Raw genomic sequence first — 23,966 nt, forward strand, 5'->3', positions numbered from 1 at the left:
GGAACCACCAGGAACCGCTACCCGCTACGGTTCCACCTACCACAGAGCAGAGATGATGACTTCGGTAACGCGCGCGACCTTTGATCAAGTAATGGTGCCCACCTATGCCCCGGCGGCGATGCTGCCTGTTCGCGGCGCCGGTTCCAGAATCTGGGACAGCGAAGGTCGGGAATATGTCGATTTTGCGGGTGGTATTGCCGTCAATGCACTCGGTCACTGCCACCCGGTGATGGTCAAGGCCGTTACCGAACAGGCACAGAAAATCTGGCATCTCGCCAATGGTTACACCAATATTCCGGCGCTGGAACTGGCGCAAAAACTGATCGACAACACCTTTGCCGAGCGGGTGTTCTTTGCCAACTCCGGTGGCGAGGCCAATGAGGCGGCGTTCAAACTGGCGCGCGCTTACGCCAAACAGCATGGCGGCCCAAACAAGGTCGAAATCGTTTCCACCTTCAACAGCTTCCACGGTCGCACACTGTTCACCGTCAGTGTTGGTGGTCAGGAAAAATACACCAAGGGTTTCGAACCGTTGCCGCCGGGCATCAAGCATGTGCCGTACAACGATATAGATGCGCTCGACGGCGCTATCAATGAAAACACCTGCGCTGTCGTGCTGGAACCGATGCAAGGTGAGGGTGGTGTCACCCCGGCCGATGCGGCCTATCTGAAAAAAGCCCGTGAGCTCTGCGACAAGCATGGCGCGCTGTTGATATTCGACGAAGTGCAGTGCGGTATGGGCCGCACGGGCTATCTGTACAACTACATGGAATACGGCGTCACCCCGGACATTCTGACCAGCGCCAAAGCGCTCGGTGGTGGCTTCCCGATTGCCGCGATGCTGACCACCGAGAAAGTCGCGAAAGCGCTGGCGGTCGGTTCGCACGGCTCCACTTACGGTGGCAACCCGATGGCTTGCGCAGTCGCCTCGGCGGTGTTCGATGTGATCAATCATCCGGACACGCTCGCTGGCGTCCGTCAGCGCCACGATCAGTTTTTCAATGGTCTGAATGCCATCAAGGACAAGACTGGCGTGTTCTCGCTGGTCCGCGGCAAAGGCCTGCTGATTGGCTGCGTGCTGTCGGAAAAATACGCAGGCAAGTCGAAGGATTTTGTCACCGCTGCGCTGGCAGAGGGTTTGCTGATTCTGCAAGCCGGCCCCGATGTCATTCGTCTGGCGCCGTCACTGATTATTCCGGAAGCGGACATCAAGGAAGGTTTGGCGAAATTTGAACGGGCCATTGCCAAGGTGATGGCTTCGGTTTGAGTAGTTTGTAAAAAAAAGGGCGCCATCGGCGCCCTTTTTTTTCGTCGTAATTTTGGTGCCGATGGCGCTGCCATCGGCACAGTTTGGCATCAAGGTCCTAATGCGGCCGAAATTGCCCGGTTATTGGAAACTGATTCAGCACATCTTCTTCAACCACGCCGGCGCCAATGTTGTGAATAATCAGCGGACGGTCATCGACCCGACGATCGGATACCACTCCGATGTGGGGCAAATTGCCCGGCAACAACCACGTGACCAGATCGCCCGGCTGAAAGTCGGCGGGCATGGTGCCCGGCGAGATTCGCCAGCCTTGACGGGCAAAATAGTGAACAAGATTCGGCACCCGCCGATGGTCGATATTGGCATCGGGTCGACGCAGTCCCCATAACGGCGGGTAGCTGGACCATGCCCGCAGCATGTCTTCATGCACACGTTGCTGCAGATCCGTGCCGAGCACGCGAAAGGCGCGGATGACCACATCGGTACAAACACCGCGTGTCATTGGCACATCGCCGTTGGGATAGGCCAGCGGTTGATAACGGCCATCATAAACGGTGGTAACGCCGATTTGCTGGCGGGCGGCATCCACCAGTGGCTGCGCCTGCACCGGTGTGATGATTGCGGTGGTCATCAGCAGCCACAGCGAAATTCGCGTCCGCCACGGCGACCGAGTGCAAGCGCGCAGGTGGTAACTCATAGCGAATGCAGAAACCGATCCGACCGCGGCAAATAATAATCATCGTAGTCGAATGACAGCACCACGGTTTGCGAGCGGCCGACCAGCTCGGTGCGCGGCACAAAGCCGATGAACCGGCTGTCTGCGCTGTTGTCGCGGTTGTCACCCAGCATCAGATAGTGATCAGCCGGCACCGTCACCGGGCCAAAGGAATGGCTGGCGCTGATCGGGCCGGTCGCGACCCGGACCCGATGCTGGAAGCCGGCGATCTGCTCAGTGGCTATCAGGCTGTCGCCATCCGGCTGCATTTCGCTGTACTGCGCCGGCTCACTGTTGATGAACAATTGATTGTCGTGCAAGGCCACGACGTCGCCGGGCAAGCCAATCAGGCGCTTGACCAGTCGCTTGTTGGCAACTGCGGAATTGAAGACCACGATATCGCCGCGCTGTGGTTCGCTCAGTCGCTGCAGGCTCACATTGGTGAATGGCAGCTTGAAGTCGTACGCCAGCTTGTTGACCAGAATCCGGTCGCCTTCAATGATGGTCGGTTTCATCGAGCCGGTCGGCACACTATTCCAATCCGCGAATGAGCTGCGGAAGGCGAACATCAGAACCAGAAACAACAGAAACGAGCGGTTTTCTTTCAGCAATTTGGTGAGTGTGGCTTTCATGGCGCAGCAGTCCTTGCAGAGCAGGAGAAGGGCGGGTGAAGCGACTGTGACGCGAGCGGGCGAGAGGAGTTCCGGCGGCGGGCCGCGCGTGCGTGTTACGGCATGTTTCCGTCGTCGAATGGCCCGTATTGGTCGTTACTTCCGTTCCTTGAGTTTGGCCACCTGCTGCAATAGCGGCCACATCGCGTCCAGCATTTTTGGTTGGCCGCTGGCATTTGGATGGATGCCGTCGGCTTGCATCAATTCATTGCGGCCGCCGACTTCCCGCAGGAAGAACGGCACCAGCGTTGCGCCGGTTTCCTCAGCAATTTCGCTGTACTGGCCGGTGAACCGTTCGGTGTATTTCTTGCCGTAGTTCGGTGGAATGCGCATTTCCATCAGCAACACCTTGGCGCCGGCCGCTTGCGCTTGCTTGACCAGCGCGATGAGGTTCTGCTTGATGATGGGCAGCTGGGTGCCACGCAAGCCATCGTTGCCACCGAGTTCGATGATGACGATTTGCGGTTGGCTTTGCTTGAGCGACGCCGGCAAGCGTTGCAATCCGTTGCTGGTGGTGTCGCCGCTGATGCTGGCATTGACGACGCTCCAGCCGGGCGCCGTTTTCTGCAGGCGCTGATCCAGCAAGTGCACCCAGCCTTCGCCGTCCTGCAAGCCATAACCGGCGCTGAGGCTGTCGCCAAGCACCAGCACGGTATTGGCCAGCGTTGGCAGTGGCAGCAGCAACAGCGCCAGCAGGGCCAATACGGTCAACGGATTGCATTTGTTCATGATCAATCAAAACGCCGGGTTGGAATGTCGATGATGGTACGCGATTCGCGCCAGTCCGGACGAGCCGGCAGCGGCGCCAACAGCGGTCGTAGTGTTGCAAGATATGACCAGCACGCGTTTCAGTTTCACAATCTCTCCACCGTCGCTGCCTGCTTGCTGTGCAATGCTGGCGCTTACTGTACCGGTCGCAGCAGTGACCGCGTTTTTGCCGCACAGGTTCGGCAGCGCGCATCCACGCAGGTTCCGGAGGTACAGATGAAACAGCAATGGCAGGTGATGGCAAAATGGGCCGTGCTCGCGGCGTTCTGCGCCATGGGTGTCGCGCATGCCGGTGGCGGCAAACCGCATGAGCGTGACGGCGGAGAGGGTCCGCAAGGTGGCCCCGGCGAGGGCTTCCGCGCCAAGGCAATCGCGGCGTGCAGTGGCAAGCAGGCAGGCGATGCGGTCACATTGACCGGACCCGAGGGTCAGAGTATGGCGGCGGTCTGCACGCTGCGCCCGGCCGAGCTGGTCGCAATACCGAAGGCGCATCTGGAACGGATGGAGCAGGCTAGAAACGCTTGCAAAGGCCTGACGGAAGGCGCGTCGGCGGTGCTCAGTGCACCGGATGGTCGCAACCTTGCTGCGCATTGCGAGAGCCGTGACGGCACGCTGGTCGCTGTTCCTGATGAACGACCGGGCCGGCGCGAGCGCAACTAAACTTTGGTCGGTAGCGGGCAATGGCGCCTGGCAAGGTGACTGTACCCGCGCAAGCCAGACCGTTCTTGCCAGCTGCCATGACGGTCGCGTTTCTGCGGTCGTTATGGCAGCACAAACGTGATTGATGCCTTTTCTAAGTTCGTTCGTGCGTGGCAGCAAATTGGGTGGAGCAGGTTCATGCAGCGTCCGTCGCTGACCCTTCGGTTTTTCCTGGCACTGGCAGTATTGGCCTTGGCAATCGTGGTTTTGATGACCGTGGCGATGCGCTGGAGTGTGCGCCACGACATGGTCGACTACGTGCAGCGGCGCGAATTTGCCCGCTTGCAGCCACTGCAGGAGCTGCTGACCGATAGCTATCGGCAACAGGGCGACTGGCAGTTTTTGCGCGGCAAGCCAGACGTGCTGGCGCAACTGATCCAAGCCAGCGGCGTGACCGAACGGCGACGTGAGCGCGGTGCTGGCCGAGGAGCGGATCGCGAACGCCGCGATCGGTTCCCGCTCAGTCAAGTACCACCTGGTGCAGAACAACCAACTCAAGAAAAGCGCAATGCGCGTGACGAGTACGCGCGATCAGTTCCCGAGCCGCCTGCCGATCATGACGCGCCGGGTTTCGCCCCGCCACCACCGCCCGAACATGAGCCCGACCCCGAGTTCGCAAATAGCGTTCGCACCAGCACCGAGCCGGAATTGCAGCCGCCACCGTTCGGCCCGACCCATCCGCCGGGACCAATGCGGTTTGAAATGCCGCCACTGCAGCAACGCATGCAAGTACTCGATGCCGATCACCAGTTGCTGGTTGGGCGACAGCCGCCGACACAACTGGAATCCATCGAGCAGGCGATTCAACTCGATGATCGGATCATCGGCTATCTGCAATTGCAGTTGCCACCGCTGCTCAACGAAGATCTGGAGCAGCGCTTTCTGGCCAGCCAGATGCGTACGTTGCTGCTGATTGCCGGCGGCGCCCTGTTGCTGGCGCTGATCGTTGCCTGGTGGCTCGGCCGCAATCTGGTTCAGCCGATTTTGTCGGTGGCCGGTACCGTCCGGCAGTTGGCCGAAGGCGAGCTCGACACCCGGACCACAGTCAGTCGCGGTGACGAGCTTGGCCAACTGGCGCGTGATGTCGATCAACTGGCGACCACACTGACTGCCAACGAGCGCTTGCGTCGGGAGGTCATGGCCGATGTCTCACATGAGTTCCGGACGCCGCTGGCCCTGCTGCAAAGCAAGATTGAAGCGATGCAGGACGGCGTGCTGCCGAGTGATCAGCAAACGCTCGCGACGTTGCACGATGCGACGCTACGACTCAGCCGGATGGTGGATGATCTGTATCAGGTCGCACTGGCCGATACCGGCGCGCTGCGGCTGCATTGTCAGGATCTAGATTTGCGCCCGCTGATTGATGAGGCCGTGGCCGATGCCGGCGACAAAATCGCGGCCGCTGGCCTGAAAGCCTCGGTAGCCGGTGAGCTCCGTCTTTACTGTCACGGTGATCGGCAACGGCTGCGGCAAGTGCTCGACAATCTGCTGCACAACTCGGTGCGCTACACCGATGCCGGCGGCGAGATCTCGGTCCAGTTGCGCCGCGATGGTGATCACGCCCAATTGACCATCGAAGATACTGCGCCCGGCGTGCCGACCCCGCTGCAGGAAAAATTGTTTGACCGCTTCTTCCGGGTCGAACATTCGCGCAGCCGTGATGCCGGTGGTAGCGGACTCGGCTTGAGTGTGGTCAAGGCGATTGTCCAGGCCCATGCCGGCAGCGTCAGCGCACACCCTTCGCGGCTCGGCGGTCTCGCGATCGTGATTCGGCTGCCGCTCGCAGCCATGTCGGAGCGGCCGGCATGAATCAGCCAACTCAACATCCAATGCATCCGGCGGCAAATACGGTTACCGTCCTGATCGTCGAAGATGAAATCGAATTGGCCGCGGTGTTGGCGGGCTATCTGCGCCGTGAAGGGTTTGCGGTCGAACTGATGCACCGCGGTGATACGGTGGTCAGCGCTGTGCGGCAACAGCCGCCAACCGTGTTGTTGCTGGATCTGATGCTGCCCGGACAGGATGGCTTGAGCATCTGCCGGGAAATTCGCCAGTTCTCCAGCCTGCCCATTCTGATGCTGACGGCGCGGGTGGAAGAGATCGATCGTTTGCTCGGGCTCGAACTCGGTGCCGATGACTACCTGTGCAAACCGTACAGTCCGCGCGAAGTGGTGGCGCGCGTCAAGGCGCTGCTGCGTCGGCTGCAACCGCTTTATGGCCAGACCGCGATTGCGGCGCAGCGGCTACAGTTTGATGACGCGGCACTGAACGCGAAACTGAGCGGCGTCATGCTGGATCTAACCGTGGTCGAGTATCGCTTGCTGCGCCAGTTGGCCAGTCACCCGGGCCGCATTTATTCCCGCCAGCAATTGCTGGATGCCGCCCATGATGAGCACCGAGTGGTGACCGAACGAACCGTGGATTCGCACATCAAAAATGTTCGGCGCAAACTGCGGGATGCGCAGCCGCACAGTGGTGAACTGATTCACTCTGTTTATGGCATAGGCTACAAATTTGACGAACTTGCTGGCGACGCTTGATGCGAGCCCGCTTGTGATGGAGCAGGGGAATGACCGATACCAACGCCGGTGAACTGCCGTTCACGGCCAAATCCAACAATACTCGCCGGCCGATCGGCTGGTGGTTGTTCGGCCTGCTGCTGTGCATTGCCGCCGGCATGTATGTGTTCTGGCCGCATGACGATGCCCAATCGACGTACAAGATCGCGGTGATTGATCGCGGCCCGGTGATTCGGCAGGTGGCGGTAGTCGGCACCTTGAATCCGGCAACAACCGTTGAAGTCGGCGCTCAGGTCTCGGGCCAGATCATCGAACTCGCCGCCGATTACAACTCGGTGGTCAAGAAAGGCCAGATCCTGGCCAAGCTCAATCCGAAGCAGTTCAACGCCAAAATCCAGCAGGCCGATGCCGATCTGGCCATCGCGCGGGCCAATCTCAGTTCAGCTAGGGCGGCCTTGCTTGAAGCAAGCGTCAATGCCAAAGATTCCGAGCGGCAATTGAGCCGGGCCAAGGATTTGTTTGCTCGCAAATTGCTTGCTGAAACCGATGTCGAAGCGGCCACGCTGAAAGCGGAACAGGCCAACGCCCAGCTGGCGACCAAACAGGCACAGGTGGAAGTGGCGCAGGCCAGTATTCGTCAACGCGAGGCCGTGTTGGCCGATGCCAATACCAATCTCGAATACACCATCATCCGTGCACCCGTCGATGGCATGGTGATTCAGCGCAAGGTCAATGTCGGCCAGACGCTGACCTCGAACATGCAGACGCCGGTGCTGTTTGTGTTGGCCGAAGCGCAGCAGGCGATGCAGTTGGAAGCCAGTGTCGATGAAGCAGATATCGGTGTGGTGCAAGTCGGCCAGCCGGTTTCATTTACCGTTGATGCATTTGGTGAGCAGAAATTTTCCGGCTCCGTAGCGTCGGTGCGGATGGTGCCCACCTCGGTGCAAAACGTCGTGACCTATACGGTGATTATTCAGGTCAACAGCGCCAATCAGCGTCTGCTGCCGGGCATGACGGCCAACGCCAATATCGAGATCGCCCGGCTTGATGACACGCTGCGTGTTGCCAATGCGGCGTTGCGCTTCCAACCGGAAGCCGGTGCCGCATCCGAAGGTGCTTCACGGGCCGGCGGTGGCATGGTCGAGCGCTTTGCCAGCCAGCTGCAATTGGATGAGGGGCAAAAGCAGACGCTGCAAAAACGGCTGCAGGAAGCGATGAGCAAACAGAACAGCATGCCGCCATCTCCTCCGGGCGCGCCCGGCAGTGGTGGCAATACTGGCAATCGCGGTGTGGTGCGCGATGTGCTGAAACAGCTTCGCAGCGAGCTGAAGCCAGCGCAGCAGAACCGGCTTGATGAAATGATGGCTGAATTCGGTAGCGGCACTGGAGCTGTCAGCAGAAAGCGGCTGTGGCTGCTGGATGACAACGGTGCCTTGAAAGCGGTGCCGGTCAAACTCGGGGCCAGCGATGAAAGCTACACCGCGATTCTCGACGGCGAGCTGAGCCCGGGCGCCGAGGTGGTGATCGGTCGGGAGCGCACCGTGCCATGAACACGGAGCTGGCTGGCAATTTGGCCGAGCCCGAAAACCCATCCAAACCCGGCACCGCATCGACACCGCTGATCCGGGTCGAACAGCTGCGCAAGATTTATCGCAACGGCGAACAGGAAACGATCGCGCTGGCGGAGGTTACGACCACCATCAACGCCGGCGAATATGTCGCCATTGTCGGTGCGTCCGGTTCCGGCAAATCGACTTTCATGACCTTGCTCGGCCTGCTGGATCAAGCCAGCGCCGGCCGCTATTGGCTCGATGGTCAGGATGTCACCACGCTCGATCTGCAGGCGCTGGCGCGCTTGCGCAATCGCAGCATGGGTTTTGTCTTTCAGTCGTTCCATTTGTTGCCGCGGCTGTCGGCACTCGACAATGTGGCCGTGCCGCTGGTGTATGCCGGGGTGTCGCGCGATGAACGCCGCGAACGAGCCTATCAGGCGCTGGTTGCCGTTGGTCTGGCCGATCGCTGGCGGCATTTTCCCAATCAATTGTCCGGTGGCCAGAATCAGCGGGTGGCGATCGCCCGCGCGCTGGTCAATCAACCGCGCATCGTACTGGCGGACGAACCCACCGGCGCGCTCGATTCGCGTACCGGCAAGGACATTCTGGCGCTGTTCGAGACACTACATGAGCAAGGCATCACGCTCATTCTGGTGACGCACGATCAGCAGGTGGCGGAACGGGCCAGCCGGCAAATCACCTTTTCTGATGGCCTGGTGATAGCGGATAGCCGCGACAGGGCGGAGTTGGCATGAGGTGCTCGTATGAGCAGGTCGCATGAGGAGCTCGCATGAACGACAGTATCCGCACCAGTGATTACCTGCTGATGGCGTTGGCCGCTTTGCGCGGCAATCCGATGCGCAGCTTGCTGACCACGCTCGGTATCGTGTTTGGCGTGGCCTCACTGATTGCGATGATGGCGATCGGCAACGGCGCTACCGCGCGTATCGACAAGCTGATACAGAGTTTCGGCAGCAACACGCTGACAGTGACCTCGGGTTCGGCGCAAACCGGCGGTGTCCGGATGGGCGCGGGCAGCAAACCGACGCTGCGCGCGCGCGACGCCGACGCCATTCTGCGCGAGGCAGAAGGCGTGCTGGCTGTGTCGCCGCAGCTCAACAGCAGTGGTCAATTGATTGCCGGCAATCTGAATTGGTCCAGTCAGGTACAAGGCGTCACGTCCGCGCATCTCGACGTCGCCAATTGGGCTTTGGCCGAGGGCCGCTGGCTGGAGCCGGCTGACGGTCGCGGTGCCGCGCGTGTTGCCGTGCTGGGCCAGACCGTTGCCCGGGAATTGTTTCCGGATCGCAGTCCCATCGGCGAATCGCTACGCATCAACCGCAGCAATTTCACCGTCATTGGTGTTCTGGTAGCCAAGGGCCAGACCTCATTTGGCCGTGATCAGGATGACGTGGTGTTCGTGCCGATCGAAACCGTGCGGCGTCATCTGCTCGGTGATCCGTTGATGGCCGATGCCGTCGGCAGCATGCTGGTCAAGGCCGCCGATGGCGTCAATCTGGATGAACTCCAGCTCAGCCTTGGCGAGATCCTGCGCCAGAGTCACCGACTCAGTGCCAATGCCGATGATGATTTTCAAATCCGCAATTTCGCCCAGACTGTGGCCGCCCGTAGTGAAACCCTGCGCATCATGACCGGCTTTCTGGCCATGGTCGCCGGTATTGCCTTGCTGGTCGGCGGTATTGGCATCATGAACATCATGCTGGTGACGGTCACCGAGCGCACCAAAGAAATCGGTTTGCGGATGGCGGTGGGCGCCGCGCCGCGGGCAATTTTGCTGCAGTTTGTGATCGAGGCCGGCTTGCTGGCGCTCGCCGGTGGTGTGATCGGTGTGCTGCTCGGTGCATTGGCCGCCTGGGCGGCAGGCAAGGCCACCGGCATGGATGTCATTATTGACAGCGGTAGTGTTTTGCTTGGCACTCTGTCGTCCATTGCGACCGGTTTGTTCTTCGGCTATTACCCGGCGCTGCGGGCATCGCGGCTGAGTCCGATGGAAGCGCTGCGCAGCGAATAATGCGGCGCAAGGTTGCCCGCGCGTGGAGGTCTGCTGCGCACTTTTTTGTTTTTTATTTCCGCGAATGGTCGGCGCGTGCAGCGCCAAATTGCTGCACGTTGTCGCACACTTTGTGCGGCAAATGTGAAGTTCAGCGAAATCGCGGGTCACGGCCGCCTCGGCACTGAACCTCAGCGCCAGTGTACGGACAAAGCTCCGGTTTGATATCTCCCGACAGGCAATGCGTACTTGCTGATGTTGCATCAGCGATGGCGGCAGGCGTTTGCCTGAATTTCGAGACGGTGTCAGTGGGCTCTGGATGCGACGAGACATGACAACACAATGAAAAATTCTTTTGGTTTGCTCAGGCAAGCGCGTAGAGGCAGGCGACTTGGCAATGACCTTGGGCCGATGCTTGGACCAATGATTGGGCCGGCGCGGGGAGCGCTGCTTGGAATGGTGCTGATGCTGGCCAGCATGACAGCATCGGCGCAGAAATATCAGGTAATTGATCTGGGCCAGTTGTCGGGTGGTTCGGTGACGGTTTATGACCTCAACTCGGCTGGCATCGCGGTCGGTGCCGCCAGCGGGTCGACGTTTGGCTGGCACGGATTTCGTTGGCAAGACGGGTTGATGACCGATCTTGGCGAGCTCGACGGTGGCAGCAGTTACGCTACTGCCATCAACGCCGACGGCGACATCGTCGGTGCAGCGTATCGGATTACCACCGCGGCGACCGATGACAGTGCTGCGGTGACGCAGTTGCGCGCCGTGCTGCTGCCAAGCGGTATCAGTGAATTCACCGAGCTGCCGAGTCCCGAGCAGACCGTCACGGAAATGAAAGCGCTCGACATCGACGATGCCGGCAATGTGGTCGGTTACGTCTATGCCGACATGGCGGATTCCGGTTATGCCTATCGCGGCTTTGTCTGGCAACCCGATACCGGTTTGACGCAGGTGGCAGGTGTGCTGGAAGACGGTGGCAGCAGCGCGCTGCGCGGTGTCAACGCCGCGCGTTTGCAAGCGGTCGGCTATGCCAGTCAAAGCGGCTATGTGCATGCTGTCCGTATCGACACCAGCAATCCCAACGTGTTGTCGGATTTGGGAACGCTCGGTGGCAACAGCAGTCAGGGCGCGGCGCTCAATGATGCCGGCGTTGTGGTGGGCTGGGCCAGCACGGCGAGTGATGCCAGCACCGAAGGTTTTTATTTGCCGGCTGCCGGCGACATGCAGGGCATTGGTCAGCTCGACAGTACTTTCCAGTACAGCAAGGCGACCGATATCAACAATGCCGGCTTGCTGGTCGGTAGCGCCCAGTCCAACACCGGCACCGTGATTTATCATGCCGTTGTTTACGATACTGCGGCCAACAATCCCGGCCTGCAGGATTTGAACGCGCTGATCGATTGCAACAGTGACAGCAATGAACGCTGGACGCTGACCGAAGCCACCGCCATCAATGATCAAGGCCAGATTGTCGGCTATGGCGCCAAAGCGGGCGTGACGCGTGCGTTTCTGCTCAACCCGGTCAATGACAACAGCGACGTGATCAGTTGTGCCGAAGCCGATGCCGCCTCCTACCAGAATGCTGGCGGTGGTGGTGCGCAGGCACCGGGTGAATGGTTGTTGCTGGCGCTGTTGTTGTTAGCGAAGTTGGGATGGTCGCGATGGGAGCCGATATGGCGGCGTCGTGTTCGGTTGTAGATGTTTGAGCCGTAAACGCCGTCCCGCGATCGGGGGCGCAGGCAAGACGGAGATCATCAAGTTCAATACATCCAGGTGAACTGAAAGCGCGTATCACGGTCAGTACTGCCGTCAAAGTAACCGTCAGTGTCATCTGCAGCAACGCGAGTGCGGCGAGCCGGGCGGCAGGAAGCGGGTAGCAACAGACCCTGTTACAAAGCCGCCGGTGTTGGCAACGTGGGCTCGCCCTATGCTATGGCACGCGGCTGTATCGGCCGTTCTTCGTTTGATCAGGGCACGTCATGGAACCGAACTCGCAACAATCGACTCGCAGCAAAACCGAAGGCCAGGCCAACTCCTTACCGACGCGAGAAGTCGTCCGCTGCGAAGGCGTCAGCCAGCGCGTGCCAACCAGTGAAGGGCCACTCGATATCCTGACCGACATCAATCTGGCGATACAGTCCGGTGAGTCGGTGGCGATTGTCGGCGCCTCGGGCTCTGGCAAATCGACCTTGCTCGGTTTGCTGGCCGGGCTCGATACCCCCAGTCACGGTGATATCTGGCTCGATGGCGAGCCGCTGCGCGCGCTCAATGAAGACAGCCGGGCGGCGCTACGCGCCCGCAAAGTCGGTTTTGTCTTTCAATCCTTTCATTTGTTGCCGGCGCTCAGTGCGCTGGAAAACGTCATGCTGCCGCTGGAGATTGCCGGTGTCAGCGAGGCCGAGGCGACTGCGCGGCAGTGGCTGGATCGGGTCGGGCTTGGCAGTCGCTTGTCGCACTCGCCGCGGCAACTGTCCGGTGGTGAGCAACAACGCGTGGCGATTGCCCGTGCGTTTGCCACCCAGCCTGCGATTCTGTTTGCCGATGAGCCCACCGGCAATCTGGATCGCGCTACCGGTGCTCGCATCATTGAGTTGTTGTTTGCCCTGAACGCCGAACAAGGCACCACGCTGGTGTTGGTCACTCACGATGATGCCCTTGCCCGTCGTTGTCAGCACCGGTTGATGCTGGCTGCCGGACGGCTGGTAACGGAGGTGACAGCGTGAAGCGCGAATCGCCGGAATTGGTAGCGACGGCGGCGCCGGTTCCTGCACCGAAAAAAACGCTGTCATCGAAACGCGGATTGGCCCGACTGGCGTTGACCAGTTTGCGCCGCGAGTGGCGCAGCAGCGAGATTCGGGTGTTGCTGCTGGCGCTGGCGATCGGTATCGGCAGTGTCAGTACCACTGGGTTTCTGAGTGATCGACTGGACCGTGCCATCACGGAACGCGGCGGTGATTTTCTGGGGGCCGATGCCCAGCTGAGCTCACCCAATCCGATCGAACCGGAGCTGCTGAATCCCGGCAGTTTGCAGCACAGTTCCGGCTTGGAATTTGCCAGCATGCTGGCCAAGGGCGATGCCTTTCAGCTGGCCAGCGTTCGCGCCATTGACAGCCATTATCCCTTGCGCGGAAAAGTGGTGATTGCACCCGATGTGGCCGACCCCGGCCAAGTGCAAAAAGCCCAGCCGAACGCGGGAGAAATTTATGTCGATGGCCAGTTGCTGCCGCTGCTGAATGTCGCGGTCGGTGATCGCGTTGAAGTCGGTGCGGCCGAGTTTCGCATCGCTGGCATTATCAAGGATGAGCCGGGCCGCGCTGGTGCCGTATTTGGGCTGGCACCGCGGGTTTTCATGCGTTTTGACGAAGTAGCGAAAACCGAAATCGTGCAGCCGGGCAGCCGGGTCACCTGGCTCTATTATTACGCCGGCGAGCCCGAGGCGATTGCCGCGTTTGTCAACGACAGCAAGCCAAAGCTGACCAGCAGCCAGCGCCTGATTGGCGGCCGGGAAGGTTCCGAAGCGGTCAGCGGCGCATTCGCCCGCACCAGCAAATTTGGTGCGCTCGGCGGCCTCGTGAGCTTGCTGATGGCGACGCTGGCGGTAGCGTTGGCGGCGCGCCGTTATGCGTTGCGCCATTTTGATCAAGCGGCACTGATGCGTTGCTTTGGTCTTGCCAGTGTCGAGCTGCGCAATTTCTACGCCTTGCAATTGTTGTTGCTTGGGCTGCTCGGCTCCGCGCTCGGTTTGCTGATTGGCTATGTCGGCCATTGGGTGCTGCTGCAGTCGTTTGCGCCGGATCTTGCCGAGCAACTGCCACCGGTCAGTCTGGCGCCGGTCATTGCCGGTTTCGGTAGTGGCTTGTTGGCGCTTTCCGGCGCGGCCTTGCCGTCGTTGCTACGACTGGCGCAGGTGCCGCCGTTACGTGTATTGCGCCGGGAATTGACGCCGTTGACCCGTGGTGCCTGGTCGCTGGTGTTGCTCAGTTGCCTGCTGCTCTTAGTGCTCTGCTGGTGGTATGCCGGCAGCGTCAAGATGGTGGCAATTTTTGTCGGCGCGCTGTCGGTATTTGCGCTGCTTTTGTGGGGCATTTCGCTGCTGGCCCTGCAGAGTGGCCAACTGCTGCGGCGGCTGTCACCGGGCGCCTTGCGCTTTGGCATTGCCCAGTTGCTGCGCCATCGTTATGCCGCCAGTGTGCAGCTCGGCGCCTTTGCGCTGGCGCTGCTGTTGATGGGCTCGGTGGCGCTGGTGCGCACGGATCTGATCGACAGTTGGCAGCAGCAATTGCCGGTCGATGCGCCGAATCATTTTCTGGTCAACATCACGCCGGAACAACAGCCGGCGGTGAACGCGTTTCTGACCGAACGCAAGCTGAGCGTGTCGCGTAGCTACGCCATGGTGCGCGGTCGCCTGACCAGCAAGGCGGGCAAACCCATCGAGGAGATGGTGCCGGATGGCGCGCGCGAAGATAACTCGCTGCGGCGTGAACTGAATCTGACCTGGAGCGAGGAGCTGCCGGCCAACAACACCGTCACCGACGGCGTCTGGTTCCGCAGCGCGGTGTCGGCATCGGCGCCGGAAATTTCCATCGAAGACAAGCTGGCGAAACGGCTCGGCGTGCAGCTGGGTGATGCGCTGACCTTTCACATTGCCGACCGCGATATCACCGCCACGGTAACCAGCCTGCGCGAAGTGAAATGGGATTCGATGCAGCCGAATTTCTTCGTGATCTTTTCCCCGGGCGCGCTGGAAAGTTTTCCGGCGAGCTATGTCTCGGCGATGTTCGTGCCGGCGACCGATTTGACCACGCTGCCGGCGTTTGTCCATGCCTTCCCGACGGTCACCGTGATCTCGCTGGACCGGGTCATTCGCGAGGTCCAGCAGGTCATCGCCCAGGTGGTCGTGGCGGTCGAATTGCTGTTGTCCTTCCTGTTACTGTCCGGGGTCGCCGTGCTGATTGCCGCCTTGCTGGCCAGCCTGGATGAGCGCCGGCGGGAGGCCGTGGTGCTGCGGACGCTGGGCGCCAGCCGGGCCTTTTTGCAGCGCAGCCTGCTCGCGGAATTCCTCTTGCTGGGGCTGCTGGCGGGCTTGCTGGCGGCCGGCGGCACCGAAGGCGTCGCAGCCCTGATCAACGACCAAGTCTTTGATTTATCAGCACGTTTCCATCCCTGGCTGTGGTGGGTGTCGCCGCTGATCGGCATGGTCATCGTCGCCAGTGCCGGTACGTTGGCGACCCGCCGGATCCAACAGGTCAGTCCGGCCATTGCTCTGCGCGAAACGGCCTGAGTGAGGCCGGGGCATTGGCGGAACGGCCGCAAACCGCTATGGTAAAAAAAGCACAAGGGTGATCGGGTTGCTTGACCACGGGCAGTCCGACCCCTATAAAGCCCCGCCTGTGGGGTAGTGTTGGCGGCAAGCAGCCGCGCCAGTTTCCAGTGTCTTTCCTGCTGCCGGTTCGATTCCGGCGGCCATATAAAGGAAGGAACTGACCTTTACGCCCGGCCTGATGCCGGGCTTTACGTTACCGGGAAAACCGAAACCGTCATGTCAAAATCGCTGGTCATTGTGGAGTCGCCGGCCAAGGCCAAGACCATCAACAAATACCTCGGCAAGGATTTCATTGTGAAATCCAGCGTCGGCCATGTCCGCGATCTACCCACCGGCGCCAAAACCGAAGAAGAAGTCGCGGAAAAGAAGGCCGCAAAGAAAGCCGCGCCGAAAAGCAAAGCCTTGGCCATCGATCCGAAACTCAAAGAGCGCATCAAACTGTTTGAACGGATGGGCATCAATCCGGAGAAAGGCTGGGATGCCCGTTACCAGATTCTTCCCGGCAAAGAAAAAGTCATCAAGGATCTGAAAGAAGCGGCCGAGAAAGTCGACACCGTTTATCTGGCAACCGACTTGGATCGCGAAGGGGAGGCCATTGCCTGGCATCTGCGCGAGATCATCGGCGGCGAACCCAAGCGCTTCAAGCGCGTGGTGTTCAACGAAATCACCAAGAAAGCCATTCAGGAAGCGTTCGCCGATCCGGGCGAGCTCGACATGAATTACGTCAACGCCCAGCAGGCCCGTCGTTTTCTCGACCGCGTTGTCGGTTACATGGTGTCGCCGCTGCTGTGGAAGAAAGTCGCGCGCGGTTTGTCGGCCGGCCGGGTGCAATCGGTGGCGGTGCGCTTGGTGGCCGAGCGCGAGCGCGAGATCCGCGCCTTCATTCCGGAAGAATATTGGGATGTGCACGCCCGCCTGACTTGTGAAAGCAAGGGTTCGGGCAAAGGCGACGTGACGATGGAAGTCGCCAAAGAAGGCGGCAAGGAATTCCGGCCGACCAACGAAGCCGATACCAAAGTCGCGCTCGGCAAGTTGGAAAAAGCCAGCATTGTCATCAGCAAACGTGAAGACAAACCGAGCAAATCCACACCGAATGCGCCGTTCACCACCTCAACGCTGCAGCAAGCCGCCAGCAACCGGATGGGGTTCACCGTCAAGAAAACCATGACGCTGGCGCAGCGCCTGTACGAAGCTGGCCACATCACTTATATGCGTACCGACAGCACCAATTTGTCGGAAGACGCGCTGCATTCGGTGCGCGAATTCATCCACAAGGAATTCGGCGAAAAATATCTGCCGCCGCGCGCGCATTACTACAGCAGCAAGGAAGGCGCGCAGGAAGCGCACGAAGCCATTCGTCCGACCAACGTCCAGATCAAGCCGGGCGCGCTGTCAGACATGGAAGAAGACGCACAGAAGCTGTATCAGTTGATTTGGCGGCAATTCGTCGCCTGCCAGATGACCAATGCTGAGTACGACACCACCGGCATCTCGGCAATGGCTGGCAACTTTGAATTGCGGGTGCGCGGCCGGGTGCTGCGTTTCGATGGCTGGACCCGGGTGCTGCCGCCGCAGAAGAAGAGCGACGAAGACGTCGAGCTGCCGGATCTGAAGGAAGGCGACAAGCTGACCCTGAACGAATTGTTGCCGAAGCAGCATTTCACCAAACCGACTGCGCGCTTCACCGAAGCCACGTTGGTGCGCGAGCTGGAAAAGCGCGGCATTGGCCGGCCGTCGACCTATGCGGCGATTATCTCGACCATTCAGGATCGCGGTTATGTCTCGCTCAAGCAGCGCCGCTTCTACGCCGAAAAAATGGGCGAGATCGTTACCGATCGCTTGGTTGAATCGTTCAGCAACCTGCTCGATTACAGCTTCACCGCGCAAATGGAAGAGCAGCTTGACGTAGTCGCGCAAGGCGAAGCTGACTGGAAAGGCACGCTCGATACCTTCTACGCCGATTTCGTCAAGAAACTGGAAGCCGCCGAGGGTGACCGCGGTGGCATGCGCTGGTCACAACCGGTCGAAACCAGCATTGCCTGCCCGGATTGCGGCCGCGCGATGGCGATTCGTACCGCCACCACCGGCGTCTTCCTCGGTTGCACCGGCTTCAACCTGCCGCCGAAAGAACGCTGCAAGAAAACCATCAACCTGCTCAGTGCCGACGAAGTTGTCTCGACCGAAGATGACGAGGCCGAAGCGCTGGAGCTGCGCGCCAAGAAGCGCTGCCCGAAATGCGGCACCGCGATGTCGGCCTACATGGTCGATGAAGGCCGCAAGCTGCACGTCTGCGGCAACAATCCGGAATGCGATGGCTATGTCATCGAGCAGGGCTCGTTCCGCCTGAAAGGCTACGAAGGCCCGATCATCCAGTGCGAAAAATGCAGCAGCGACATGCAGCTGAAAGTGGGCCGCTTTGGCAAGTACTTTGGTTGCACCAATGCCAGCTGCGGCAACACCCGCAAGCTGCTGCGCAACGGTCAGGCAGCGCCGCCGCGTGAAGACCCGATACCGATGCCGCATCTCAAATGCGACAAGGCCGATGACCATTATATTTTGCGTGATGGCGCCGCCGGCCTGTTCCTGGCTGCCAGCAAGTTCCCGAAAATCCGGGAAACCCGGCCGCCGAAAATCAGCGAACTGAAAACGGTCAAGGACAAGCTGCACGAGAAATTCCAGTACCTGTTGAAAGCGCCGGAAAGTGATCCGGACGGCAATCCGACCGTGCTGCGGTTCTCGCGCAAGAGTGGCGTCCAGTTTGTTGCCAGTGAAAAAGACGGCAAGCAAACCGGTTGGACCGCGTTCTGTCTGGATGGTAAATGGCAGCAGAAAGCCGCCGATGAAGCCGACGAGGCCAAACCGGTAAAAGCGGCTAAAGCTGATGCAACGGCCGCGCCCAAGGTTGAAGCGAAGGCCAAAGCGCCGGCCAAGCCGAAAGCGGCAACCAAGGCAAAAGCGGTCGCGAAGGAAAATGCGGTGGTGAAGGAGAAAGCGGCCGCCAAACCCAAGAAAGCTGCAGCGAAGACATAGTCGCGACAGCGACTGCGCGGTCAGGGGCGTGCCATGCCGTACACCGTCTCATTGCGTGAAGCCGAGCGCCTTGTCATCGGCAAGGTTGACGAGGTGTTTGAGCTCGGCATGGCGCTGGATTTTGCCGACGCGGTTCGCCGTGAAGCGATCGCGAACCGTTTCGATGTCCTGGTGGATATGCGCGATTGCCAACATGCGATTTCGCTCAATGGCCTGCACAGCCTGCCGGAGCTCATGCTGAAAAGCGCGGATCCCTGGGAGCTGCAGGCCCTCATTCCACACCTGGTGCCGGCTCAAGTTTTGGAGAAATTTGCCTCCTACGAGCAGGTCACCAATCGGGCGGGTTATCGGATGAAGTTTTTTGTTGACGAGGCCGAGGCCATGCAATGGCTCGCCGATCAGCGAGTGCTTCGCGACGGCCCGACCTGAATCAGAATTTTACTTGCCAATTCCGCATCGGGTGTCTTGACCCAGAAGCGGTTGCTTGACGCAAACTCCTGTTAATGATCGCCACCTCGCGTGGCCACTAGTTTGGTGCTTTCATGTACGCCCTTGCTCGCTCTGTTCTGTTCTGCCTTGAAGCCGAAACCGCCCACCATGTTGCACTGAAAGGTTTGCGCACGCTGGAGCGCACGCCGCTGCGTGCTGTGTTTGCCCAGGATATTCCCTCTGATCCGGTTGAACTGTGGGGGCTGAAATTTCCCCATCGGGTTGGTCTGGCTGCCGGTCTCGACAAGAACGGTGATTATCTCGATGCGCTGGCCATGCTGGGGTTTGCGTTCATTGAACTCGGCACCGTGACGCCACGGCCACAACCGGGCAATCCACGGCCACGGATGTTCCGGCTGCCGAAAGCCACCGGCATCATCAACCGGCTGGGGTTCAATAATCAGGGGGTCGATTATCTGCTCGAGAAAATCAGCAAGAGTCGCTATCAAGGTGTGCTCGGCATCAACATCGGCAAAAACTTTGATACACCGGTTGAAAAAGCCAATGACGATTACCTGATTTGCCTGCGTAAAGTTTATCCGTATGCGCATTACATTACCGTGAACATTTCGTCGCCGAATACCCAAGGCCTGCGCAGCCTGCAATTTGGCGAGGCGCTGGATTCGCTGCTTGGCACCCTCAAGGCTGAACAAGCAGTGCTGCAGCAAAAGCATGGCAAATATGTGCCCTTGCTACTGAAGATTGCGCCCGATCTGTCGCACGAGGAAGTCATTCAGGTTGCCGATGCTTTGCGCAGGCACCAGTTCGATGGCGCGATTGCCACCAACACCACGGTTGGCCGCATTGGCGTCGAGGGTCTGGAACACGCCCAGGAAACCGGTGGTTTGTCCGGCGCGCCGGTATTTGCCAAGAGCACCGAGGTGCTGGGTTGGCTGGCAACGGAATTGAAAGGCCAGATGCCGATTATCGGTGTCGGTGGCATCACCAAAGGCGAAGACGCGGCCGCAAAGATCCGCGCCGGCGCGAGTTTGGTGCAGGTGTATTCGGGGTTTATTTATCGCGGGCCGGCGTTGATTCGGGAAGCGGCGATTGCGACGGCGAAATCGCTTTGAGAATTGGTGTGTGCTGATTCAGTCAAGGCGTAATCGAAATGCAGCACGCGTACAAATACGTACTTATCGCCATCTACTTTGTTGCTATTTTTATTGTTTTGGTGAGAGGTAACAAGTTTGATTCCAGCAAGAAAACGTTTTTTCGGCTGGTTCTCGCCGTTCTTGTTGGTTGGGGGCTTCTGCTTTTCTATCGAGTGATCATTGATTTTATTGATGTTCAGCTCGCGGAGACTCAAGCTCAGATAGAAGGTATCTATGCAGGCGACGGAGCCAAAAACCTTTACACATTGTTCTATGGTTGGATTCCATCGCTGATTTTGGTCGTTCTGTACTGGGTTTCAGCTAGAGGCTGGCTTTATTTTTTTAGAAATAAAAAAATCTTGGAAGACTGAGGAGTCGCCGGGTCTCGCCCCGGCGGGCGACCTACTTTTCTTGTTCGTGCAAGAAAAGTAGGCAAAAGAACACGCCCCAGACGCGCCAGTGTCGGTTCAGTTGCTTCGGGTAGTCCGCCCGCCGATCACATGGCATCGGCTTCGGGCACGTGCTGATGCGACATCCTGTCTTATCAGCACTGCGCTGGCGTCCGTGCCAGCGCACCCGGCCGCTGCCACGTGATCGGCGGCTGGCGCGGTGGGGCCCCATTTTCTAGCCAAGTCAGTGGCGTCGGCAAATCCACACCATCTGTCATCCCGGCTTTCGCCGGAATGACAGATGGCTTTTGTTTGCGCGCAGCGTGCTTTTGACGTATGCGCCCGTCTGACGAGCCGAGCAACGCAGTGTAGTTCGGGTTAACAGCCCGGAGCGTAGCGAAGGGGCGAGGCAGGAAGCCGAAGCCTTTTGTGACTGTACAGGGATGTATTGTCACAAAAGCCCCGAACGGAATGGAGTCGCGCAGGGAACCGTCAAAACGTGTTTATGTTTTGGCGGCGAGGAGTCGGGCATGTTTCTTTGGTGACTTTCTTTCGCAAAGAAAGTTACCCGCCCGCCGGGGCGGGACCCGGCAATCTCGCCGGTCAATCCATCGCCGACTTTAACGAGCGGATCGGAGCGGCAATTACCCCCTCCCGGCCTCCCCCTTCACAGGGGGAGGGGCTGTCATGGTAGTCGCCGCAGCGATGCCGGCATCAATCAACGAGACAATCCAAATTACACGAGCCGGCTAACCAGCTAAGATCTGCCCCAACTCAAACTGCATCCCACCCTGCCCGAACGACCGGGCCGGCACTGCGCCGACAAACCACAGGCAAAACCGTGACTCATAAATTCTTCGCGCCCTGCGCGAAAGGCCTCGAATACCTGCTCGTTGACGAGCTCAAGGCGCTCGGCGCGGAGAACGTCCACGAGGCGCTGGCTGGCGTCCATTTCGACGGCTCGCTGGAGACCGGCTACCGGGCAGTGCTGTGGTCGCGGCTGGCCAGTCGGGTGCTGTTGCTGGTGAAAACCGCCATTGTCGACTCGACCGAGGCCATGTACGAGGCGGTGCGGGCGGTCGACTGGCTCGCGCACATGACCAGCGAGGACACGCTGGCGGTCGATTTTGTCGGCCAGAACGAATTCATCAATCACACCCAGTTTGGTGCCCAGAAGGTCAAGGATGGGGTGGTCGACCAATTCCGTGCCCGCGGCAAGGCGCGTCCCAGCGTCGATACCAGCGACCCGGTGCTGCGTATCAATGCCCACCTGCAGCGCGATGAGTTCACGCTCTGTATCGACCTCTCAGGCCATCCGCTGCACGAGCGCGGCTACCGCGAGAAAGCCGGTGTTGCGCCAATCAAGGAAAACCTCGCCGCGGCGATGCTGATCCGCGCCCGCTGGCCGGCCATTGCCGAAGCTGGTGGCGATCTGGTCGACCCGTTCTGTGGCTCCGGTACGCTGCCCATTGAAGCGGTACTGATGGCAGCCCACATCGCGCCCGGCTTGATTCGCAGCGATTTCGGCATGAACCAGGGCTGGCTCGGTCATGACGATGCGCTCTGGCAACGGCTGCGCAAGGACGCGGGCGTGCAGGCCGATGACGGCATCGAGGCGCTGCGTTCGCGAGTGTTCGGTTTTGATGCCGATGGCAAAGTGCTGCAAGTCGCGCAGGAAAATGCCGAGCAGGCCAAGGTTGAAGATCTGATCCAGTTCGAGCGGGTGCCACTGGAGCGCATTCGCAAACCCGCGCGGCTCGAAGGTGCCGGCCCAGGCTTGGTGATTGGCAACCCGCCGTACGGCGAGCGGCTCGGCGATGTCGAATCGCTGAAATACGTTTACCACACGCTCGGTGAGCGCCTGCTCAGCGAGTTCGACGGCTGGCAAGCGGCCATCATCACCAGCGAACCGTTGCTGGCCCGATCGATCGGTGTGCGCTCGCACAAGCAATACGCGCTCTACAACGGCGCGCTGCCCTGCAAGCTGTATCTGTTTGACGTCAACGCCGCCGCCAAGCGTCATGTCAAAGAACTGGAAACGCCGGCAGCGGCGATACCGGCATCGGCATCAACGCCGAGCGATTCGCACAGTGACGTGGGCGCTGAATCCGCAGCCGGGCATTCCGCCAGCACGCCCCAGCCAATCGCGGCAGAAAAACCGATTGAACTCACGGTTGGCGGTCAGGCGGTGCGTAATCGCATCGATAAAAATCGCCGCCATCTGGCCAGTTGGTGCAAGCGCGAAGCGGTCAGTTGCTACCGGGTTTACGACGCCGATTTGCCGGAATACGCCGCCGCCATCGACGTCTACGGCGATCATCTCTATCTGCAGGAGTATCAGGCTCCGTCAACAATTCCGGAAGACATTGCCGAGCGTCGCTTCAATGAACTGGTCGATGCCGTGCGTGATCTGTATCAGCTACCGGACGAGCATCTGCACGTCCGCACCCGCGCCCGTCAACGTGGTCTGGATCAATACGAAAAAGTCGGCGAAGAGCGGGCATTTTTCGTTGCCGAAGAAGGCGGCCTGAAATTCTGGGTCAACCTGACCGATTACCTCGACACCGGTTTGTTCCTTGACCATCGCACCACGCGCTCAATGGTTCGCGAGCGGGTCAAAGGCAAACACTTCCTGAACCTGTTCTCCTATACCGGCAGCGTCAGCGTTTACGCCGCCCACGGTGGTGCCGCGTCGACGGTCAGCGTCGACATGTCGAAAACCTATACTCACTGGGCCTACCGCAACTTCGTGCTCAACGGCTTCGATCGTGGTCCGCATGAATTCGTCCAGGCCGACGCCTTGGAATGGCTCGCCCACTGCCGCGACAAATTCGATGTGATTTTCATTGACCCGCCAACCTTCTCCAATTCCAAACGCATGGACGGCGTGTTCGACGTCCAGCGCGATCACGTCGATATCCTGCTGGTCGCACTGGAATTGCTGAACCCCGGCGGCGAGATCATCTTCTCCAACAACTACCGCCGCTTCAAACTCGATACCGAAGCATTGGCCGGTTGCCAGATCGAGGATTGGAGCAAACGGACCTTGCCGGTTGATTTCGCCCGGAACCCGCGGATTCATCAGTGCTGGCGGATTACGCCGCCGTGACTGAGCCGATTCAGTTCCAGATCGATGCGCAGCTTGCCGCATTGAGTAAAGCAGGGGTAGCTCTCTCTGGAAGCAAGGTTGTGGAGTTGTTCATCGTGGCGCCTACAAAAGCCGTTGCTGATGATCTTCGGCAGCGGTTTTATCACCCTGATGGCAGCATGAATGCAACATGCGATACAGCCGAAAACGGGGATAGCGTGGTCAGGTTGAGGATAGAACTGGAGCTCAAAGCGTCGGTGCTGTGTTCGTATTTATGGTCCTTCTCGAAAATTGCCTCTGAATGTGGCGGTCGACTGGAATCATGGAAGGTGGTGCTGTGAGGA

Annotated in this window: 18 protein-coding genes and 1 pseudogene; 16 read left to right on the forward strand and 3 right to left on the reverse strand. The window is 59.7% G+C overall.

Going from position 1 to position 23,966, the window contains the following annotated elements:
- The first annotated feature begins 52 nt into the window (after positions 1-52).
- Positions 53-1,267 carry an aspartate aminotransferase family protein gene (locus tag HPT27_RS17245; protein ID WP_172246090.1) on the forward strand — a complete coding sequence of 405 codons (1,215 nt, stop codon included), beginning with the start codon at positions 53-55 and terminating at the stop codon, positions 1,265-1,267.
- A gap of 97 nt (positions 1,268-1,364) precedes the next feature.
- On the opposite strand, the gene HPT27_RS17250 is transcribed toward HPT27_RS17245, so the two are convergent.
- The 3 genes from HPT27_RS17250 to HPT27_RS17260 form a co-directional block, all read right to left on the reverse strand.
- Positions 1,365-1,898, reverse strand: coding sequence for a DUF1287 domain-containing protein (locus HPT27_RS17250; protein ID WP_172246092.1), 534 nt, complete (start codon positions 1,896-1,898; stop codon positions 1,365-1,367).
- 62 nt (positions 1,899-1,960) lie between these two features.
- A complete protein-coding gene (lepB, locus tag HPT27_RS17255) occupies positions 1,961-2,614 on the reverse strand; it encodes a signal peptidase I (RefSeq protein WP_172246094.1) in 654 nt (217 codons plus the stop codon).
- 135 nt (positions 2,615-2,749) lie between these two features.
- A complete protein-coding gene (locus HPT27_RS17260) occupies positions 2,750-3,382 on the reverse strand; it encodes an arylesterase (protein ID WP_172246096.1) in 633 nt (210 codons plus the stop codon).
- 255 nt (positions 3,383-3,637) lie between these two features.
- Between HPT27_RS17260 and HPT27_RS17265 the strand changes: the two genes are divergently transcribed.
- The 15 genes and pseudogenes from HPT27_RS17265 (at position 3,638) to HPT27_RS17335 (ending at position 23,963) form a co-directional block, all read left to right on the forward strand.
- Positions 3,638-4,081, forward strand: coding sequence for a hypothetical protein (locus HPT27_RS17265; protein ID WP_172246098.1), 444 nt, complete (start codon positions 3,638-3,640; stop codon positions 4,079-4,081).
- A gap of 177 nt (positions 4,082-4,258) precedes the next feature.
- The gene (locus HPT27_RS17270) at positions 4,259-5,929 is read left to right on the forward strand and encodes an ATP-binding protein (RefSeq protein WP_172246100.1); all 1,671 of its coding nucleotides are present in this window, start codon (positions 4,259-4,261) and stop codon (positions 5,927-5,929) included.
- Positions 5,926-6,660: a response regulator gene (locus HPT27_RS17275; RefSeq protein ID WP_235951086.1), complete on the forward strand. Its 735-nt coding sequence runs from the start codon at positions 5,926-5,928 to the stop codon at positions 6,658-6,660. Before HPT27_RS17270 ends, HPT27_RS17275 begins: the two co-directional genes overlap by 4 nt.
- Before the next feature lie 29 nt (positions 6,661-6,689).
- Positions 6,690-8,189 (forward strand): efflux RND transporter periplasmic adaptor subunit, encoded by a 1,500-nt coding sequence (locus tag HPT27_RS17280; RefSeq protein ID WP_172246102.1) that lies wholly within the window; start codon positions 6,690-6,692, stop codon positions 8,187-8,189.
- Entirely contained in the window at positions 8,186-8,947 is a 762-nt protein-coding gene (locus tag HPT27_RS17285) for an ABC transporter ATP-binding protein (RefSeq protein ID WP_235951087.1), read from the forward strand. The genes HPT27_RS17280 and HPT27_RS17285 overlap by 4 nt, the downstream gene beginning before the upstream one ends.
- 35 nt (positions 8,948-8,982) lie before the next feature.
- A complete protein-coding gene (locus HPT27_RS17290; protein WP_172246104.1) occupies positions 8,983-10,224 on the forward strand; it encodes an ABC transporter permease in 1,242 nt (413 codons plus the stop codon).
- Positions 10,225-10,659: 435 nt separating this feature from the next.
- Entirely contained in the window at positions 10,660-11,907 is a 1,248-nt protein-coding gene (locus HPT27_RS17295; protein WP_172246106.1) for a DUF3466 family protein, read from the forward strand.
- A 281-nt stretch (positions 11,908-12,188) separates the two neighbouring features.
- Positions 12,189-12,932 carry an ABC transporter ATP-binding protein gene (locus HPT27_RS17300; protein WP_172246108.1) on the forward strand — a complete coding sequence of 248 codons (744 nt, stop codon included), beginning with the start codon at positions 12,189-12,191 and terminating at the stop codon, positions 12,930-12,932.
- On the forward strand, positions 12,929-15,490 hold the full coding sequence (locus tag HPT27_RS19665) for an ABC transporter permease (RefSeq protein WP_211198090.1): 2,562 nt from the start codon (positions 12,929-12,931) through the stop codon (positions 15,488-15,490). The genes HPT27_RS17300 and HPT27_RS19665 overlap by 4 nt, the downstream gene beginning before the upstream one ends.
- A 258-nt stretch (positions 15,491-15,748) precedes the next feature.
- Positions 15,749-18,358, forward strand: a pseudogene (gene topA, locus HPT27_RS17310) (type I DNA topoisomerase); the annotation flags it as partial.
- 255 nt (positions 18,359-18,613) lie between these two features.
- The gene (locus HPT27_RS17315) at positions 18,614-18,991 is read left to right on the forward strand and encodes a hypothetical protein (protein ID WP_172246112.1); all 378 of its coding nucleotides are present in this window, start codon (positions 18,614-18,616) and stop codon (positions 18,989-18,991) included.
- Between the two features lie 113 nt (positions 18,992-19,104).
- Entirely contained in the window at positions 19,105-20,124 is a 1,020-nt protein-coding gene (locus HPT27_RS17320) for a quinone-dependent dihydroorotate dehydrogenase (RefSeq protein WP_172246114.1), read from the forward strand.
- Between the two features lie 38 nt (positions 20,125-20,162).
- Complete coding sequence (locus HPT27_RS17325) at positions 20,163-20,516, forward strand: hypothetical protein (protein ID WP_172246116.1); 354 nt, start codon at positions 20,163-20,165, stop codon at positions 20,514-20,516.
- An 859-nt stretch (positions 20,517-21,375) separates the two neighbouring features.
- Positions 21,376-23,643: a bifunctional 23S rRNA (guanine(2069)-N(7))-methyltransferase RlmK/23S rRNA (guanine(2445)-N(2))-methyltransferase RlmL gene (gene rlmKL, locus HPT27_RS17330; RefSeq protein WP_172246118.1), complete on the forward strand. Its 2,268-nt coding sequence runs from the start codon at positions 21,376-21,378 to the stop codon at positions 23,641-23,643.
- Positions 23,640-23,963 carry a hypothetical protein gene (locus tag HPT27_RS17335; RefSeq protein WP_172246120.1) on the forward strand — a complete coding sequence of 108 codons (324 nt, stop codon included), beginning with the start codon at positions 23,640-23,642 and terminating at the stop codon, positions 23,961-23,963. Before rlmKL ends, HPT27_RS17335 begins: the two co-directional genes overlap by 4 nt.
- The last annotated feature ends 3 nt before the right edge of the window (positions 23,964-23,966 follow it).

Source organism: Permianibacter fluminis (assembly GCF_013179735.1).
GTDB classification, from domain to species: domain Bacteria; phylum Pseudomonadota; class Gammaproteobacteria; order Enterobacterales; family Permianibacteraceae; genus Permianibacter; species Permianibacter fluminis.

Excerpts from the sequence above, each read along its gene's own strand:
- HPT27_RS17245 (WP_172246090.1), top strand. The coding sequence starts at position 53 with ATGATGACTTCGGTAACGCGCGCGACCTTTGATCAAGTAATGGTGCCC.
- HPT27_RS17250 (WP_172246092.1), bottom strand. The coding sequence starts at position 1,898 with ATGACCACCGCAATCATCACACCGGTGCAGGCGCAGCCACTGGTGGAT.
- lepB (WP_172246094.1), bottom strand. The coding sequence starts at position 2,614 with ATGAAAGCCACACTCACCAAATTGCTGAAAGAAAACCGCTCGTTTCTG.
- HPT27_RS17260 (WP_172246096.1), bottom strand. The coding sequence starts at position 3,382 with ATGAACAAATGCAATCCGTTGACCGTATTGGCCCTGCTGGCGCTGTTG.
- HPT27_RS17265 (WP_172246098.1), top strand. The coding sequence starts at position 3,638 with ATGAAACAGCAATGGCAGGTGATGGCAAAATGGGCCGTGCTCGCGGCG.
- HPT27_RS17270 (WP_172246100.1), top strand. The coding sequence starts at position 4,259 with ATGCAGCGTCCGTCGCTGACCCTTCGGTTTTTCCTGGCACTGGCAGTA.
- HPT27_RS17275 (WP_235951086.1), top strand. The coding sequence starts at position 5,926 with ATGAATCAGCCAACTCAACATCCAATGCATCCGGCGGCAAATACGGTT.
- HPT27_RS17280 (WP_172246102.1), top strand. The coding sequence starts at position 6,690 with ATGACCGATACCAACGCCGGTGAACTGCCGTTCACGGCCAAATCCAAC.
- HPT27_RS17285 (WP_235951087.1), top strand. The coding sequence starts at position 8,186 with ATGAACACGGAGCTGGCTGGCAATTTGGCCGAGCCCGAAAACCCATCC.
- HPT27_RS17290 (WP_172246104.1), top strand. The coding sequence starts at position 8,983 with ATGAACGACAGTATCCGCACCAGTGATTACCTGCTGATGGCGTTGGCC.
- HPT27_RS17295 (WP_172246106.1), top strand. The coding sequence starts at position 10,660 with ATGGTGCTGATGCTGGCCAGCATGACAGCATCGGCGCAGAAATATCAG.
- HPT27_RS17300 (WP_172246108.1), top strand. The coding sequence starts at position 12,189 with ATGGAACCGAACTCGCAACAATCGACTCGCAGCAAAACCGAAGGCCAG.
- HPT27_RS17320 (WP_172246114.1), top strand. The coding sequence starts at position 19,105 with ATGTACGCCCTTGCTCGCTCTGTTCTGTTCTGCCTTGAAGCCGAAACC.
- HPT27_RS17325 (WP_172246116.1), top strand. The coding sequence starts at position 20,163 with ATGCAGCACGCGTACAAATACGTACTTATCGCCATCTACTTTGTTGCT.